The following is a 15,339-nucleotide window of genomic DNA, read 5'->3' as shown; positions in this document are numbered from 1 at the left end:
CAGCCGTTCTTAAAATGGTTGAAATCAAGTCAATTATTGATTTAAAAGAGTGTTTTTACTGCTTGTGCAACGATTACTTTTGTTAGCTTTAGTTTTATTCTTCAATAACTTCTAAACTATATTCAACATATTCTTGCCACTTATCATATGGAATACTATTATGGGGTGAATTTATTAGTAGTCTATTCCAAGGTTTCCATTCATTAGTCAATTCTGTATTTGTAACTAATTGATGTTCTAGTAATCCTTTAATAAAATATGGAGGCAAAGGCATAGGTAAATCTCTTTCAATGCTATTTTTGTACAAAGTTATTTTATGAGAAATAATATTGTTGTTTATAATAAATAGAAAAAGACCTCTATCCCAAGATTCTTGATAATCTATTAAATCACCATTTTCATCATAGTTAGGTTTTAATAGCTCATTGTCTTTTTCATACTCAAAAATACGATTCATCAATGTGTCATTAGTCCATTGATAAAAGAACTCAGCAGCCATAAGTTTATCCGCTATTTCTTTCTTTTCGTCCCAAAAATAGTTTTCCTTATAATGGCCATCTGGAAAGATAATTAACTCTAACTTATTAAAACGTTTAGATTTATCATTTAAATTTTCTAAGTAAAGTTCTCTATTATAATTGGTAAAAAACTTATATTCTTTAGGCTTTACATCTAGCCTTATAAACTCTTCAGATAACAAATAATAAATATTTCTATTTAGTGACTGTTCACTAAATATAAGAACACATTTTGCTTTCTTCCAATCATAATCTGAAAGGTTATTCGAAAGAAAACTAATGAATTTATCTATCATTTTTTTTTAATTAAAGCTAACAATTGTATATAGCAATACGTTTATACCCGTTATGGTTTTAGTTTTCGCTTAAACAAAAACTAAATTCAAATTATATGAATTGAAAAATTGAGTATTTGTTAGCGAACACTTTCAAAGTTAAAAAAATAATAGCAATAATTGTTTATGGTCTTACTATTTTATAAACAGGTATTATAATTGTATTTATTTACTTTCTTTTAAAACCATATCAATGGTTATGGCACTTGATAGTATTGCCATTTTATTGGTTACATCGGTATAGCTTGAATTAAAATCAACATTATATTTGTCTGCTGAAGTGAAAATTTCTTTCATAGCACCATTCCATTTTTTACTTATGGTTCCAATAGGTTTGTCGTAACCGTCTTTTATTTGAAAGTTCCATGCTTTCCAATCGCCATTGATTACAGCCACAATTTGCCCAGATGTATTAACTATTTTAAAAGTGGGTTTAAATAATTTAAACTTCTGTTTTATAGAACCAATAGTTTTGCCTTTAGCATCATCAATAACTATGGTTGACATAAAGAAGGTCCATCCTCTAGATATTGTGGTTTGTAAATTACCAGAAGTATCTTTTATTTCTAGTTGAAAAGGCAACATGCTTTTATTTAAGAGTAAGCTCAGAGCTTTTTGTCCGAACGATAATTTTTGGTTTACAGAACCAATCTCTTTTCCTTTGTCATTAAATACCTTGTAACTATTTTCAAACTTAAAATAATTAACTTTTTCATCAATAAAATAACTGTTTGATTCAAAAAAATTGGAGTTCATCTTTTTTATAGCTTTAATTTCTTTTCGAACTATGTGGCTATTCGTTTCGCCCCGTTTTTTTTCTTGGTAGCTAGACTCCAATGTATATGCTGCTCGTTGCTGTTTTTACGAAAGGGTATGGGGTATTCAAGTAAAACAATTGGCACTTTGTAAAAAGAGCCAAGACTTTTATTAAGAATTATACTGCTTTGTTTTTAATCACAGATCTTTATTGAGTGCAGACTTTATTCAGATTTTTCTAGTTGTCCTACTTTATTCCAAGTGGGGTCAATTTCCATACTTATGTTTACATAAATATTTCCACTTTTTGTTTTTAGTGTTGTTCTACTTTTTAAATTTCCGTCGATTTCTTCTGGTTTTAATTTAAACATTGCACCAGTAATTGGATCAATAATTAATCCAATGGTTCCTCCAATTAGCACATTTCCGATATACCAAGCATTAAATTTTTTAACTAATTTAGTTTCATATGATTTATATCCGTCGAGTTTCACAATTAACTGATATTCTTGATTTCTTTTTAGTTTTTTTTCAATTGGTGTTTTTCCAATTTCAATTTCGTTAATATAAACTTTGGCAGAACTTGGTTCTGAAGTTATTCCTACAGTTTGTCTTGAGCCAGAAATAATTGTTGCACAGCTGGAAAGTAATACAATTAAAGAAAGTTGGATCGTCTTAATAATAATTTTCATTGGTAGGCTTTTTTAGATTTAGTCAAGTTTTAATTTGTATTGAGGTAATGATGAAACATCTCCGGTATATTTATATAGTTCAATTTTTAATCGATAGCAAGTGCTCCATAAATTAGGCTTTTTCTTATCTATCACTTTTACAATATTTGCTCCATTTATTCTTGCTTCATTTCTTGCTTGATTCATTAAACTATTAAAACTACAGTCCGTGGTAAATCCGGAATCTTGAAATCTCAGTTCACCGACTTTAACAATATTTTTTGGCAAAATGTGTTCGATGTCTAAAAGTGCTACTTTTTCATTAATTGACAATTTAGATTGTGGATTAGTAAAATTTGAGGAAATTTTTGGACTACAACTTGTAATTCCGATTACTGTTATTAAAATCAGAATTTTATTCATTTTTCTCATATGGATGTGTTTTTCTAGTTTACGCATAATTAATTGCATAAACGGAATCCGTTTATACGCTCTTTAGTTTTAAGTTCCGCCAAAACAACATCTAATTTTTAAAGAATATCTATAGAAAAGATAAGTGTTTGTTAGCGAACTATTCAAAGTTAATGAATTTCAACAAATGACTTTTAAAATAGTGTATTGTTTTATTCACAATTACGGTTTGTATTGTGTTTCTAAAAACTATGGAGATACTGAATTAATAAGTTCAATAAAAAATTGGGGTGCCGTATGTTTTACTGATGATACGCTTGGTTATGAGCCAATGTGTTTCCACAATTAACACAAGAGCCAGCTGCTCCTGAGCCTCCAGCACATCCTTTACTACAGGTGTAATGCCAAACTCCATTTGCATTAGTAGCACTTGTTGTAGTAGGTGGTACAACAAAGGGGGCATTTGCATTAGGGCCTGTTGGTGTTGGTGTACTGCCACCATGATAAACCGTATTATGTACTAAGGGGTTTCCACAAGTCTCACACTTACCAGCCGCTCCAGCACCACCAGCACAACCACTTAGACACGTAAAATGCCAAACGCCACTTGCATTTTGAGCAGGTTCTCCTGTAATAGATTTTGTCGTTTTAGCCTTAGGTGCTGCTTTTGGGTCAATTCTACAAGAATATAAGAAAGTGATTGATATAAATAAAAGGATTAAGAGAGTGCTAAAATATTTCATAAAATGGGGTTAATCGAGATTTGTTAAGTATATTTATGTGGTAAAAATACATTATTTTTTTTATCATTTACTGCTCCATAAATAGCTTTAACATTTTAAATAGTAGTGTAGCTGTAACATCCTATTTTAGAGTCGACTTTTCTTTACTATTTTTACAATTCTACTGTAAAAAATCTCTGATAAATTCCAGTTGTAGCCGTCAAAATTTGTAGTACTCATAAATTGAATAACTACGGTGTCAATATCTTTATGGTATTTTGCAATGCTTTGGTAGCCAGGTACCAATCCGGTATGGTCATACTCGTAAATAGAACTGTAGATTTCTTGTTCGCCTTTGTCAAACACAGTACCTTCATTTAATGCTCGTATAAATGTGCCCACATCTTCGGCGGTAGCTAACATACCCACATCATCTGTTTTAAAATCGTCGTCATACCCTACATAATAGCCACTCATAACATCATCTATAGCTACCTCACTCAAAGATCCAAACGTATTTTTCAGCCCAAGAGGTGTTAAAATAACTTCCTTTATATATTGATGGTCATCATAACCCACTGTTTTTTTAATAAGCCTACGGAGTAACAAATAATTGGTGTTTGAGTACCCATAATCAGTATCGGGTTTAAAGGTTGGTGGCATATCTAATGCATACGCAAGGGCTTCTCCATTATTTTTTGACGGATTATCCCAAAAATGGGGATGGTCTACGTAATTGGGAATGCCACTACGATGTTGCACCATCATTCTGAGTGTGATTTTATCTGCATATTCAATTTTTCCTACCAATTCAGGAAAGTAATGGGCAAGGGTTTCATCTAAAGACAAATGGTTGTTATGCACCAGCTTTGTAATGGCAACCGCCACATATAACTTACTTATACTCGCAATCTTAAATAATGATGTTGGATCGGCTGGTGTTTTTTCTGCTCTGTTTTTATATCCTGCTGCGTAAAATGCCGGCGGCTTGCCTGCTTCATCAATATACACAATCATTCCGTCAAACCCGTACGTTATCGCCTCATTTACTTGTTCTTGAACGGTATCTGGTAAAGGTATTATCCATGCTTTTACAAGAATCCACGGTACAAAATACAGAGAGCCTATACTTGCCATAATAAATAGGATTCTCAGGAAGCGTTTTATTTGAGGTTTCATAATAAAGTCATATTTTGCAATCACTCGTTTTTTTATGCAGCTATCGTAAAATTTAATTGCTAATTAAAAAAGTTGACCATTTAAATACCTTTTTCATTAAGTGACAATGTATTCAAAGTTAATGAATTAAATTTTAATTTATTTTTTACGCATATAGAAGTGTTTAACGCATTGTTGATTATTAATTCAAGTATTTTTATGCTTTGATTTGCTCATAATAATCCAATACATGTTTCGGAATTTCAAGTTGTTGAGGGATACCTTTATCAGAAATTGGATATTCGGCAACTTGCTTTATCGGAACTAAACCTGCCCAAACCTCTAATTCATAATCTTCAGGTTCGTCGCCCACACCAACATCTCTAATTTTTGCAGAAGCGGTTTCAATGGTCATTTCTACCACTAAGGTTCGGTCTATTTCTTCTGGATGCATAGGTCTAATACCATCCCATCTTCCTTTCATCATATGTTCCATAAAACAAAAAAGAGCAGCCTCTTTTTCTTTTGGATTTACTATTTTTTTTACGGTACCAAATACCGTTGCAGAACGATAGTTTACAGAATGGTGTAAGCCAGAACGTGCCAAAACCAATGCATCTAAATGCATAACGGTCATGCTCATTTGTTTTGCTTCTAATAAAGCAAGTAGCATTCTGTTGGCTTGCGAGCCATGCAAATACACTTTGTTATCTTTTCTTCCATAAGCCATGGGCAATGTAATGGCTCCGCCTTGGTAAACATAACTCACATAGCCTATAAAACCGGCATCTAAAATGGTGTTGATTTTTTCAACATCATATGTAGCTCTAATTTGTCCACGCTTTACTCTGTTTAATTTCGATTTTGAATACTCCTTCATAATTATCTTTTTTCTGGTGATAGGTTTTTAAATTTTTCTGTATTAATTTTCGCTTTTTCCAACTCTTTTGGTTTAAAAACACGTTCATTTGAAGCAGGGTGTTGCCTTATTTCTTGGTGTGGCCTAATAGGGCGTTCCACAAAATTACCTGAACAACTCGGACATACATTTTCGAAAATGTCAAGTGCACATGTTTTGCAATACGTGCATTCAAAAGAGCAAATCATGGCATCAATGGCTGTGTTTGGTAAATCTTTGTTACAATGTTCGCAATTGGGTCTTATTTCTAACAAACTATTTCTGTTTTAAATTGTTTTTATGCTATTTTGTTGAGTATACTCATATTATATGATGACCAAAATGCAGTGCCAAACTTCATATTGTCTTTGAGTAAACCTTCTATTTTAAATCCGCATTTTTCATAACATTTTAGGGCTTGGGTATTGAAATCATGCACACCTAAATCTATACGATGTAGCTTTAGTTCTGTAAAACCGATACAGACCAATTCTTTGATTATTAAACTTCCAATACCTTTGTTTCTAGCGTTTTTATCGCCAATTAAAACCCGGCAAATTCTTGCACTGCTACTTCTTAAATTGATTGCATTTAATTCGGCATGACCAATAACTGCATTGGTGTCCGTTTGAATTACTTTATAGACCAACCTATCGGTACTGTCAAGATACCTATCAAGTTGATTATTGGTTATAGGATAATCAAATATTTGTCCACTAAAAAGTACCATTTGCTCTTCTGAAGTAATCCAATTGATTAATCTGCTGTAATCTGCTGTATTAAATTTTTCGAGATGAATCATAGGACGGTTTTGTTTTACACTTCAAAAATAATATATTTGTGGACTGTCATAATCGTCCAGAATAGATATAATTAGTAGTCCAGATGTTTCCATATAAAACCAGTATTCAATTTGATAGAAATAGCAATCAGGCGTTGTATTTACAACTGTCTAATCAAATTATTCAGTTTATAAAAAATCAAACCTTGGCACCTACCACAAAGCTTCCTGGTAGTAGAACCTTGGCAGCACAACTAAATGTGCATCGGAAAACAATTGTTGCCTGTTATGAAGACTTGTTGCTTCAGGGTTGGGTAGAAAGTATTCCTAAAAAAGGAACTTTTGTACATCGTAATTTACCTGTACTAAATCAGCAAAAATTAGATGATGATGTCCTTTCCGATTTAAAAATGAATACAGGATTTTCTTTTTATAAGAATAATATCTCACCTAAAAATCTTCCTAAAAGGAAGGAAGATTTTATGTATTTGGATGATGGCGTTTCAGATGCGAGATTAACACCCATGGATGAAATTGCAAGAACCTACCGACGGATTTCTTCTAAAAAAAACGTTTTTGAACACTTGTCTTACGGTTCTACATATGGAAATGATACGTTGCGAGAAGTTTTGGTAGCTTACTTAAATGCCACCAGAGGTTTGCATATCTCTAAAGAAAATGTATTGATAACGCGTGGTAGCCAAATGGGAATTTGGTTATCGTCACAATTGTTACTTCAAAAAGATGATGTGGTGGTGGTTGGAAACACCAATTATTTGTCTGCAGATATTACTTTTTTAAATCAACAAGCTACCCTAGAACGTGTTTTGGTGGATGAAAATGGAATGCAAACTGATGCCATTGAAAAGCTCTGTAAACGAAAACAAATAAAGGCGGTGTATGTTACTTCTCACCATCATCACCCAACAACCGTAACACTTTCAGCCAAAAGAAGAATTCACCTTTTAAACCTTGCAAAGCACTATAATTTTGCCATTATTGAAGATGATTATGATTACGATTTTAATTACAATCACGCTCCAATATTACCATTAGCGAGTCACGATACCAACGGAAACGTAATATACATTGGTTCGGTTTGTAAAACGGTGGCTCCAGTTTTTAGAATTGGTTATTTAATTGCTTCAAAAGAGTTTGTTGATGAAGCTTCTAAATTAAGAGGTATTGTAGACAGGCAAGGAGATGCCTTACTGGAATTAACATTTGCTGATTTTATAAAGTCAGGCGATTTAGATAGGCATATTAGAAAAGTGATGAAAATATACCAGCAACGACGCAATTTGTTTTGTAAATTATTAAAAGATGAATTGGCCAGTTGTATTGAGTTTGATACGCCAATAGGAGGGATGGCAGTTTGGGCCAAGTTGAATTCAAATTATTCTTGGGCAACTGTTGCTATAGTTGCCAAAAAGTACAACTTAGAAATTGGCAATTGGCAACGATATGATAGTGCTAAATTAGGTCACAATTGTATCCGTATTGGTTTTGCATCGTATAATGAAGCAGAAATTCAAGAATTGATACGCCGATTTAAGAAAACAATGGAGGAAATTAACACCAAAGAACAGCTGTCCTAAACTTTTTTCATACTTTAGCCCTCTCACATATGTATTGCATGACGCCAACTATTGAAACTAAATCTACTGCTGAAATTCAACATTTTCAGGAAGATAAATTACAGATATTATTAACATATCTTCAAGCAAATTCTAAGTACTATAAAAATGTATTTGCCACTCAAAATATAGCTATTTCTAGTATTAAAACACTGTCAGATTTAGCTAAAATTCCAGTAACTACCAAAGATGATTTACAGCTCCATAACGATGATTTTTTATGTGTGCCTAAAAACGATATTGTAGATTATGTTACAACTTCGGGTACCATGGGTAATCCCGTTACATTCGCGTTGACTGATGCTGATTTAGATAGATTGGCCTATAATGAAGCCATTTCTTTTGCCTGTGCTGGTGTTACTAAAAATGACACTGTGCAGCTAATGACAACGATGGACAGGCGATTTGTGGCAGGTTTGGCTTATTTTTTAGGGGTTAGAAAACTAGGAGCAAGTATTATTAGGGTAGGAGCGGGTATACCTGAATTGCAATGGGATTCTATTTTAAAATTTAACCCTAAGTATTTAATTGCAGTACCTTCTTTTTTATTAAAACTGATTGCTTATGCCGAGGCCAACAATATAGATTACAATGCGTCTAGCGTAAAAGGAGTAATCTGTATTGGAGAGTCATTGCGTAACGAAGATTTTTCATTGAACCTGTTGGCAAATAAAATAACTTCAAAGTGGAAAATTGACTTATTTTCTACCTATGCGTCCACAGAAATGAGTACGGCTTTTACAGAATGTGAAGCTAAACAAGGCGGGCATCATCATCCTGAACTTATCATTACCGAAATATTAGATGACGATAACAATCCTGTAAAAGAAGGGGAATATGGCGAATTAACCATTACTACCTTGGGTGTTGAAGCGATGCCATTGTTGCGTTTTAAAACTGGAGATATTGTTAGAGAGCATCGAGAACCTTGTACTTGTGGTAGAAATTCATTGCGTTTGAGTCCTGTTATGGGAAGAAAAAAACAAATGGTAAAATACAAGGGCACCACGTTATATCCACCTGCTTTGTATGATTTATTAAATGATTTTGATGCCATTGAAAATTATATCATAGAAATTTCTCATAATGACATTGGTACGGATGAAATATTGATAAAAATTGGTACAGAATCACCTTCCCACGAATTATTAGACCGTATAAAAGACCATTGTCGTGCCAAGTTAAGAGTATTGCCAACGTTAGAAATACATGATATTGAGTCTATTAATGCCTTAAAATTTCCTAAAATGAGCAGAAAGCCCATTTTGTTTATTGATAAAAGATAATTTTGTATATTGATTGGAAATGCTATATTTTTAAAAAAATATTGTTGCGTTAAGTCCATGATGTAGGTAAATTAACCCTTATTTTTTAACGCTGTATCACTAGATACAACGAGACTAGGGCCAATAAAAACAGGTATAATCAAACAATTGTATGACAATAACCAAAGAAATTGCTACTATATTTGAAACCATTGCACCTTACAATCAACAACAGATTGATGCTGCCTTGCAATGGTTAACTACCAATACTAAATTTAAAAACGGTGTTCAATATATTTATCCTGATTGGTCAGATGAGGAAATTGTATATAAACTTAATAAATGTAACAATTGTGCCGATTTTCAAGTCAATTTTATTGAACCAATGATTCGTTCGTTGATTGAAAATTCTATTAATAATTTACACATTACAGGCTTAGAAGACGTAGCCAAAGCTGGGAATAACTTATACATTTCTAACCATCGTGATATTTTTTTAGATTCAGGTTTGTTGCAATATACCTTGTATCACAGAGGGTATCCGTTTACCGAAATCTCTTTAGGCGATAATCTTATTGTAAATTCTGTGATGGAGCGTGTGGCAAAACTGAACAACATGTATACGGTTTTTAGATCGGGTACGCGGGTTGAATTGTTGCAGAATGCCAAGAATTTATCTGCCTATTTACGATATTCAATTGCTCATAAAAAAGTTTCTTCATGGATAGCTCAGGGTAATGGACGCACAAAAGATGGTAACGATAAAACCTTTCCTGGGCTGGTGCGAATGCTGTTAATGAGTGGTGACAGTAATCTGAAACAATCTTTAAAAGACTTGCAGATTGTAATTTCTTCAGTATCTTACGAATATGAGCCTTGTGCGGTTGAAAAAGCAGTGGAGTTACAGACAAAAGATGAGTTAGGAGGGTATAAAAAGGCGAAATTTGAAAATGTCAATAGCATTATTAAAGGTGTTGAAGAGTATAAAGGCGATGTGAGTTTGCATTTTGAAAAGCTAAACGAAGAAAAAATTGACTTTTCGGGCGATTTAAAAACAACGGTTAGGGCCATAGCTGATGAAATGGATAGATTGGTGTATAAAAACTACAAGTTATTTAAAACCAATTATATGGCATATGATATATTGCATAAAACCAATCTCTTTGTCGATTTTTACACACGTGAAAACTTAAATGAATTTAAAAAATACATACAATCTCAAAGTAATGACCTTGATATTCAAGAGCGTTTACTAAAGATGTATGCAAATCCCGTTATAAACAAACAACGAAATGTTAACTAAAGTCTATGGCAGTGCTGTTTTTGGCGTAGAAGCTACTACAATTACCGTTGAGGTAAATATTGATAAGGGTATCGGTTATCATTTGGTCGGTTTGCCTGATAATGCGGTAAAAGAAAGCAATTTTAGAATTGCTGCCGCTCTGCAAAACAATGGCTATAGCATTCCGGGTAAAAAGATTACCATTAATATGGCTCCTGCCGATATGCGTAAAGAAGGCTCTGCTTATGATTTAACCTTGGCAGTAGGTATTTTAAAAGCTTCTTCACAAATTAAAGGTGATACCATTTCTGACTATTTGATTATGGGCGAGCTCTCCTTAGACGGAAGTTTACAGCCTATACGTGGCGTACTTCCAATCGCAATTAAAGCTAAAGAAGAAGGGTATAAAGGTTTTATTTTACCAAAACAGAATGCAAAAGAAGCTGCAATTGTTGAGGGGTTAGAGGTGTATGGTGTAGAGAATATAAAAGAGGTCATTGATTTTTTTGAAGGGAATTCTACCTTAGAAGCTACTATTGTTGATACTAAAAAAGAATTTGAAGATAATTTAGAGCATCCTGAATTTGACTTTTCAGATGTAAAAGGACAGGAATCTATTAAAAGATGTATGGAAATTGCCGCTTCTGGTGGTCATAATATTATACTAATTGGTCCTCCAGGTTCTGGAAAAACCATGTTAGCCAAGCGGTTACCGAGTATTTTACCACCAATGACCTTACATGAGGCCTTAGAAACAACTAAAATACATTCTGTTGTGGGTAGGGTACAAGCAAACTCAGGGTTAATGGGGCAACGTCCGTTTCGTTCGCCACATCATACAATAAGTGATGTAGCATTAGTCGGAGGTGGAGCATATCCGCAACCGGGAGAAATATCATTATCTCACAATGGTGTATTATTTTTAGATGAATTACCAGAATTTAAACGTACGGTTTTAGAGGTAATGCGACAGCCATTAGAGGATCGGGAAGTAACTATTTCACGTGCAAAATTTACAGTTACCTATCCCAGTAGTTTTATGTTGGTGGCGAGTATGAATCCAAGTCCAAGTGGTTATTTTAACGATACTCCAGGGCATGTAACTTCTTCACCTACAGAGATGCAAAGGTATTTAAGTAAAGTATCGGGTCCATTGTTAGATCGGATAGATATTCACATAGAAGTACAGCCTGTGCCTTTCGAAAAACTCTCTGAAGAGCGAAAAGGAGAGTCTAGTAAAGTGATAAGAGAGCGGGTAACCATGGCACGACAATTGCAGACTAAAAGATTTGAAGGCAACCAGAAAGTGCATTATAACGCACAGATGAATGTGAAGCAAATCCGAAAATATTGTAAGTTAGATGCGGCTTCAACGTCTTTATTAAAAACGGCGATGGAACGTTTAAATCTATCTGCTAGAGCCTACGACAGAATATTGAAAGTAGCAAGAACCGTTGCTGATTTAGATAATTCTGAAACCGTAAAGCCCGATCATATCTCAGAAGCCATTCAATATAGAAGTTTGGATAGAGAAGGGTGGTTAGGATAATTTTCACTAAATTTGAGCCCATAATTCGTTTGATTTTTAGTTAAAAAACAAAATTTCGATGCGTTTATATAAAACAACCCCTACAACAATGAAAAATTTATATTTATTACTGATGTTATCGGTGGTAATTTCAGTAAATGCCCAATCAAAGGCAAGTAATAAAATTTTAACAGAGACAGAGTGGATCAATAAGGATTTAGATTATATCCGCTTTGACAATGATGCTGTTATATATAATTTTGACAATACCAAACAGGAAGTTCAATTTGATTTAGAGAATAAGAATTTATCGTTCAAAATGAACTATAGATTGGCTGGAGATTTTAAAACGGAAGAATTTAAATTCAAAATTAAAGAAATCAATAAGAATAGATTGGTAATTGTTCCCGTGAACACTCAGAGTAATGATAGTTATAATAAGTTAGAAGCGAGTGCTTTGGCAAAAGAAAAGCAATACGTCTTTTATAATAGAGGAAAACTATTGTCTAAAGTTAATTTTAAAACTTTAACCTTTCATTCTTCTACCTGTTTTGGTACGTGTCCGTCAATGTCGGTGCAAATTAACATAGATGGTACCGTGTTTTATCGTGGTAAAAATTATGCAGAACCTCATGGTGATTTTATTGGAAAGTTGAGCAAGCAAGAAATTTATGAATTGAAGAAGATTCTAAATAGAAGTCAGTTATCAACCATAGATAAGGATTGGAAACAAAAATCTAAACGTAATGATACGCCTAGATATACGTATATTGTTGATTTGTTTGATGGAGAAAAGATAGAGATTAATACCAATGACCAGCATCCTGTTTTGGATAAGCTTTCGGACTTTTTATTAAATATAGATAAAAAAGTTGAGTTAGAATCAGCAAGCGAGAGTCATGATTTTGAAAAATCAAAATTGAGTTTATATAAGATTTCTCAATAGATTAGAAGTTCACTTTTTTAATAAGAATTTATAGATGTAGTGCGTTTTGGCGGATGGATAGATGTGCTTAAATTCTATATATAGTTATAAAATATGAGGTACTTTTATGCATTGTTGTGTTTGTTGATTATTGTAAGTTGTAAAAAACCGGACTCAGAAGCACATGTACAGCCTCCCGAAAAGCAAATAGCTAATGCTCCTATACCTCAACTGACCTTAAAAGAAGCCAATCATTTAGCATCGCTGCCAATAGGTTGTATTGAGGTTGAATATCCAAATAAATTAAATCAAACCATTGGTGATGCAGCTGATTTACAAACCCCTTCAGCCTTGCATCCTGCGTTTTATGGTTGTTTCGATTGGCATTCATCAGTGCATGGGCATTGGAGTTTGGTAAGTTTGTTAAAACAATTCCCAACACTAGATAACGGTGCTGAAATCAAGGAGAAATTGCTCAAAAACATCTCTAAACATAACATTTTAAAGGAAGTTGCTTATTTTGATAGGGAGCATAATACATCGTACGAACGTACATATGGATGGGCTTGGCTCTTGAAGTTAGCGGAGGAAATTCATACGTGGGATGATGAAACAGCCAGAACACTAGAGGTGAATTTACAGCCGTTAACAGACTTAATCGTTCAGAAATACATAGAATTTTTACCGAAATTAAAGTATCCTATTCGTGTCGGAGAGCATGCAAATACGGCATTCGGACTTTCATTTGCTTATGATTATGCTAAAACATTGAAAAATATTGAGTTGGCAGAGTTAATTGAAATACGTGCTAACGATTTTTATTTTAAAGATGCAGATTGTCCTATTTCTTGGGAGCCAGGTGGTTTTGATTTTTTGTCTCCATGTTTAGAAGAAGCGGCCTTAATGAAACGTGTTTTACCTCAAGTTGAATTTAAGAAATGGATGGCAACATTCCTTCCTCAATTATCTAATAAAAACTTTACACTAGCCGTTGGTGAAGTTTCTGATAGGAGCGATGGAAAGCTGGTGCATTTAGACGGGGTTAACTTTTCTAGAGCTTGGAGTTTGAATAAAATAGCTGAAAGTATACCTGAATATAAGCACCTTCAAAATATTGCTAATCAACATATTAATAATTCATTACCAAATATAGTTGGAGATAGTTATGAGGGTGGGCACTGGCTGGGTAGCTTTGCAATTTATGCCTTAAATTCTATTCCGGTTGATTAAAAATTGGTTCAAAAATATAGGTCCGGGTCCTTTAGTTGCTGCCGCTTTTATTGGCCCGGGTACTGTAACCTTGTGTACAATAGCGGGGGTTCATTTTGGATTTGCATTGCTTTGGGCAATGGTCATGTCTATCATTGCAACGGTTACGTTGCAAGAAATGTCTGCTAGATTGGGAATTATCACTCAAAAAGGGCTTTCTGAAGTCATTAGAACTGAAATTAAAAATCCAATCTTTCGAAAAATTATTATCATTCTCGTGTTGTCTGCTATCGTTATTGGTAATGCAGCTTATGAAGCTGGTAATATTAGCGGTAGTGTGTTGGGTTTGGAGACTGTTTTAAAAAATCATAGCCTAGAAATAGGGAGTTTACATATTAACGTTTTTAGTCTTGTTATTGGTCTTGTGGCCTTTTTGCTGCTGTATGTTGGTAACTATAAATTACTTGAAAAAGTATTGATTACCTTAGTAACTATAATGAGTGTTGCTTTTTTAATAACTGCTATCCTGACGAAGCCTGATGTAACCGAAATAATAAAAGGAATATTTATTCCGAAAACACCAAAGGGTAGTATATTAACCATTGTAGGTCTAATAGGGACCACCGTAGTGCCATATAACCTTTTTCTGCACGCTAGTTTGGTAAAAGAGAAATGGGGACGGCAAAGCGATTTAAAATACGCCAAAAAAGATACGATTATTGCAGTAGTCTTGGGTGGCTTGGTTTCTATGTGTATCATCATTTCCGCAGCTGCTATTCAGCACCAAGAAGTGAACAGTGCGGCCGACTTGGCGTTAGGTCTAGAGCCTTTGTTTGGTAGCTTTGCAAAATACTTTTTAGCCATTGGTCTGTTTGCGGCAGGTATCACAAGTACGATTACGGCAGCATTAGCTGCTGCTTACGTTGCAACAGGATGTTTAGGTTGGAAAACGGAACTGAAATCTGCTAAATTCCGAGCAGTATGGATGTTTATTTTGTTTTTAGGAGTGTTGTTGTCTTCGTTGGGGATAAAGCCAATCGAAATCATCAAATTTGCTCAAGCGGCAAACGGAATGTTATTGCCTGTAATTGCTGGATTTTTACTCTGGATAATGAATAGAAAATCAGTGTTGGGTGACTTTAAGAATACAAAACTTCAAAATAGCATTGGCTTAATAATTTTAGCAGTAACCATTTTTCTGGGATTAAAGAGTATCTTTAAGGTGTTTGAATTGATATAATCA

Annotated in this window: 16 protein-coding genes; 7 read left to right on the top strand and 9 right to left on the bottom strand. The window is 33.8% G+C overall.

What is annotated here, in order from left to right; all coding sequences use genetic code 11:
• Window positions 1-94: 94 nt before the first annotated feature.
• From D3P13_RS13860 to D3P13_RS13820, 9 genes are all read right to left on the bottom strand, one after another.
• Window positions 95-814: a hypothetical protein gene (locus D3P13_RS13860; protein ID WP_117883430.1), complete on the bottom strand. Its 720-nt coding sequence runs from the start codon at window positions 812-814 to the stop codon at window positions 95-97.
• A gap of 204 nt (window positions 815-1,018) precedes the next feature.
• Window positions 1,019-1,609, bottom strand: a complete 591-nt coding sequence (locus tag D3P13_RS13855; RefSeq protein ID WP_117883472.1) for an LURP-one-related/scramblase family protein — start codon at window positions 1,607-1,609, stop codon at window positions 1,019-1,021.
• A 224-nt stretch (window positions 1,610-1,833) separates the two neighbouring features.
• Window positions 1,834-2,301, bottom strand: a complete 468-nt coding sequence (locus D3P13_RS13850; RefSeq protein WP_117883428.1) for a PEGA domain-containing protein — start codon at window positions 2,299-2,301, stop codon at window positions 1,834-1,836.
• 18 nt (window positions 2,302-2,319) lie between these two features.
• A complete protein-coding gene (locus D3P13_RS13845) occupies window positions 2,320-2,712 on the bottom strand; it encodes a hypothetical protein (RefSeq protein ID WP_117883471.1) in 393 nt (130 codons plus the stop codon).
• A gap of 281 nt (window positions 2,713-2,993) precedes the next feature.
• Window positions 2,994-3,434 (bottom strand): hypothetical protein, encoded by a 441-nt coding sequence (locus D3P13_RS13840; protein WP_117883426.1) that lies wholly within the window; start codon window positions 3,432-3,434, stop codon window positions 2,994-2,996.
• A 126-nt stretch (window positions 3,435-3,560) separates the two neighbouring features.
• Window positions 3,561-4,592 carry a serine hydrolase domain-containing protein gene (locus D3P13_RS13835; RefSeq protein ID WP_117883424.1) on the bottom strand — a complete coding sequence of 344 codons (1,032 nt, stop codon included), beginning with the start codon at window positions 4,590-4,592 and terminating at the stop codon, window positions 3,561-3,563.
• A gap of 196 nt (window positions 4,593-4,788) precedes the next feature.
• Window positions 4,789-5,451 (bottom strand): pyridoxamine 5'-phosphate oxidase family protein, encoded by a 663-nt coding sequence (locus tag D3P13_RS13830; RefSeq protein WP_117883422.1) that lies wholly within the window; start codon window positions 5,449-5,451, stop codon window positions 4,789-4,791.
• A gap of 2 nt (window positions 5,452-5,453) precedes the next feature.
• Window positions 5,454-5,744, bottom strand: a complete 291-nt coding sequence (locus tag D3P13_RS13825) for a DUF1272 domain-containing protein (protein WP_117883420.1) — start codon at window positions 5,742-5,744, stop codon at window positions 5,454-5,456.
• 23 nt (window positions 5,745-5,767) lie between these two features.
• Window positions 5,768-6,271, bottom strand: coding sequence for a GNAT family N-acetyltransferase (locus tag D3P13_RS13820; protein ID WP_117883418.1), 504 nt, complete (start codon window positions 6,269-6,271; stop codon window positions 5,768-5,770).
• Between the two features lie 83 nt (window positions 6,272-6,354).
• Here D3P13_RS13820 and pdxR point away from each other — a divergent pair, with 83 nt between their 5' ends.
• From pdxR to D3P13_RS13785, 7 genes are all read left to right on the top strand, one after another.
• A complete protein-coding gene (pdxR, locus tag D3P13_RS13815) occupies window positions 6,355-7,848 on the top strand; it encodes a MocR-like pyridoxine biosynthesis transcription factor PdxR (protein ID WP_117883416.1) in 1,494 nt (497 codons plus the stop codon).
• Window positions 7,849-7,877: 29 nt separating this feature from the next.
• A complete protein-coding gene (locus D3P13_RS13810) occupies window positions 7,878-9,173 on the top strand; it encodes a phenylacetate--CoA ligase family protein (RefSeq protein WP_117883414.1) in 1,296 nt (431 codons plus the stop codon).
• A 151-nt stretch (window positions 9,174-9,324) separates the two neighbouring features.
• The gene (locus D3P13_RS13805; protein ID WP_117883412.1) at window positions 9,325-10,455 is read left to right on the top strand and encodes a lysophospholipid acyltransferase family protein; all 1,131 of its coding nucleotides are present in this window, start codon (window positions 9,325-9,327) and stop codon (window positions 10,453-10,455) included.
• Window positions 10,445-11,983 (top strand): YifB family Mg chelatase-like AAA ATPase, encoded by a 1,539-nt coding sequence (locus tag D3P13_RS13800; protein WP_117883410.1) that lies wholly within the window; start codon window positions 10,445-10,447, stop codon window positions 11,981-11,983. Before D3P13_RS13805 ends, D3P13_RS13800 begins: the two co-directional genes overlap by 11 nt.
• An 88-nt stretch (window positions 11,984-12,071) precedes the next feature.
• Window positions 12,072-12,908: a DUF6438 domain-containing protein gene (locus D3P13_RS13795; protein ID WP_157972922.1), complete on the top strand. Its 837-nt coding sequence runs from the start codon at window positions 12,072-12,074 to the stop codon at window positions 12,906-12,908.
• A 93-nt stretch (window positions 12,909-13,001) separates the two neighbouring features.
• Window positions 13,002-14,117 (top strand): DUF2891 domain-containing protein, encoded by a 1,116-nt coding sequence (locus D3P13_RS13790; RefSeq protein WP_117883406.1) that lies wholly within the window; start codon window positions 13,002-13,004, stop codon window positions 14,115-14,117.
• Window positions 14,110-15,336, top strand: coding sequence for an Nramp family divalent metal transporter (locus tag D3P13_RS13785; RefSeq protein WP_117883404.1), 1,227 nt, complete (start codon window positions 14,110-14,112; stop codon window positions 15,334-15,336). The genes D3P13_RS13790 and D3P13_RS13785 overlap by 8 nt, the downstream gene beginning before the upstream one ends.
• Window positions 15,337-15,339: the final 3 nt, after the last annotated feature.

The organism is Aureibaculum luteum, from assembly GCF_003449015.1.
Taxonomy (GTDB): domain Bacteria; phylum Bacteroidota; class Bacteroidia; order Flavobacteriales; family Flavobacteriaceae; genus Aureibaculum; species Aureibaculum luteum.
This window is presented reverse-complemented; position numbering and strand designations above follow the sequence as displayed.

Excerpts from the sequence above, each read along its gene's own strand:
- D3P13_RS13790 (WP_117883406.1), top strand. The coding sequence starts at position 13,002 with ATGAGGTACTTTTATGCATTGTTGTGTTTGTTGATTATTGTAAGTTGT.
- D3P13_RS13805 (WP_117883412.1), top strand. The coding sequence starts at position 9,325 with ATGACAATAACCAAAGAAATTGCTACTATATTTGAAACCATTGCACCT.
- D3P13_RS13830 (WP_117883422.1), bottom strand. The coding sequence starts at position 5,451 with ATGAAGGAGTATTCAAAATCGAAATTAAACAGAGTAAAGCGTGGACAA.
- D3P13_RS13795 (WP_157972922.1), top strand. The coding sequence starts at position 12,072 with ATGAAAAATTTATATTTATTACTGATGTTATCGGTGGTAATTTCAGTA.
- D3P13_RS13850 (WP_117883428.1), bottom strand. The coding sequence starts at position 2,301 with ATGAAAATTATTATTAAGACGATCCAACTTTCTTTAATTGTATTACTT.
- D3P13_RS13820 (WP_117883418.1), bottom strand. The coding sequence starts at position 6,271 with ATGATTCATCTCGAAAAATTTAATACAGCAGATTACAGCAGATTAATC.
- D3P13_RS13835 (WP_117883424.1), bottom strand. The coding sequence starts at position 4,592 with ATGAAACCTCAAATAAAACGCTTCCTGAGAATCCTATTTATTATGGCA.
- D3P13_RS13860 (WP_117883430.1), bottom strand. The coding sequence starts at position 814 with ATGATAGATAAATTCATTAGTTTTCTTTCGAATAACCTTTCAGATTAT.
- D3P13_RS13840 (WP_117883426.1), bottom strand. The coding sequence starts at position 3,434 with ATGAAATATTTTAGCACTCTCTTAATCCTTTTATTTATATCAATCACT.
- D3P13_RS13810 (WP_117883414.1), top strand. The coding sequence starts at position 7,878 with ATGTATTGCATGACGCCAACTATTGAAACTAAATCTACTGCTGAAATT.
- pdxR (WP_117883416.1), top strand. The coding sequence starts at position 6,355 with ATGTTTCCATATAAAACCAGTATTCAATTTGATAGAAATAGCAATCAG.
- D3P13_RS13845 (WP_117883471.1), bottom strand. The coding sequence starts at position 2,712 with ATGAGAAAAATGAATAAAATTCTGATTTTAATAACAGTAATCGGAATT.
- D3P13_RS13800 (WP_117883410.1), top strand. The coding sequence starts at position 10,445 with ATGTTAACTAAAGTCTATGGCAGTGCTGTTTTTGGCGTAGAAGCTACT.
- D3P13_RS13855 (WP_117883472.1), bottom strand. The coding sequence starts at position 1,609 with ATGAACTCCAATTTTTTTGAATCAAACAGTTATTTTATTGATGAAAAA.